Origin of the sequence: Mesorhizobium sp. LNHC229A00 (assembly GCF_000502415.1) — a bacterium.
Classification (GTDB): Bacteria; Pseudomonadota; Alphaproteobacteria; order Rhizobiales; family Rhizobiaceae; genus Mesorhizobium.
On record NZ_AYWQ01000089.1, the window covers coordinates 1 to 1,110 of the forward strand.

1 protein-coding gene is annotated in these 1,110 nt (G+C 58.1%); it reads right to left on the reverse strand.

Annotated elements, in window-relative coordinates:
• Positions 1 to 230 precede the first annotated feature (230 nt).
• Positions 231 to 518, reverse strand: coding sequence for a hypothetical protein (locus X742_RS140440; RefSeq protein ID WP_023781605.1), 288 nt, complete (start codon positions 516 to 518; stop codon positions 231 to 233).
• Positions 519 to 1,110: the final 592 nt, after the last annotated feature.

Below are 1,110 nucleotides of genomic sequence, written 5' to 3' on the forward strand. Positions count from 1 at the left end.
CAAATGATCCCCTCGTCACCCCTTCGGGTCTGAAACATGGAGATTGCGTGATCTTTTGCCACCTTTTCGGCGTCAAAGATCACCTTGTCGATGATGCCCTGTCTTCCATACCAAATAACGGTGAACGCCATTCGCCGCCTCCATTCGAGGCACCATAGGCGCTCTTACCGGTACCTTCAAACGGCGTCTGTGGCCAAAGGCGGCGCGAAACGGCCGCCTTTCCCGCAAATTCAGCCACCCATCTTCTTGGCCATCGCGCAGAAATCCGCATGCGACTTGTTGATCGTGGTGTCGCCGCAGTCTTTCAACACCGCCTTCTGTTCATCTGGCTTCATGGACATCCATGCGGTCTTGAAATCCGCTTCCGACCTGAGTGTTTTCATGCCGGCATCGGTGAAGAACGGCGACATCTTTGCCGGATCGTCGAGAGCGGAGGTGCCGCCACCAGATGCAGCCAGCGCCGAGCCAGTCATCATTGCGAGCGCCATCGCGCCCATAGTGAGCATTTTGAAGGTCACTTTCATCTCCTCACGATTTACGTCGATCGTATGCAACGATCATCCCTTGAAACGTCATCGTGCAGGAAAGGTTGCCCGCCTGCGTCGAAAGATGGAATTCTATTCCGGGAATGCAGTTGGGACGCAAAGGGCGCGGAGACTCAGCCTGAACCGAAGTCCTGCCGTTGCTCGTCCAGCCGCCGACCTGACCTTGAGCAGCGCGAGGCTCAGGTGCCCTGCATTGGCGGCCAGGGTCCGGCAGCCTCCCGCCTCACCAGATGCTACCAACAACCATGCGATCCAGGCTTTTGCGCAGATAGCGGTCCAGTACAGCGGACTTTGGCGAAAGAGGCGTCACCGGATTCAAACCAGCTGTCAGGCGTCGTCAACAGGGACGGGACACATCTGACGGCTGGATCTATCAAACGATCTCGGGTCAGGCGCTTGGTCCGGCTGGACCCCGCCAACTCAACACATCGTCGGCTTTGAAAACACTCTCGCGGAGGCGATGCTGCCAGGCGTCGTTGTTCCCGGCGTGTCAGCAACAGCTCTTCCGCTTTCTAGTCCCGCCATCCCGAAGGCCGACGTTCCGCTGATGATGCGGTGGACGGCT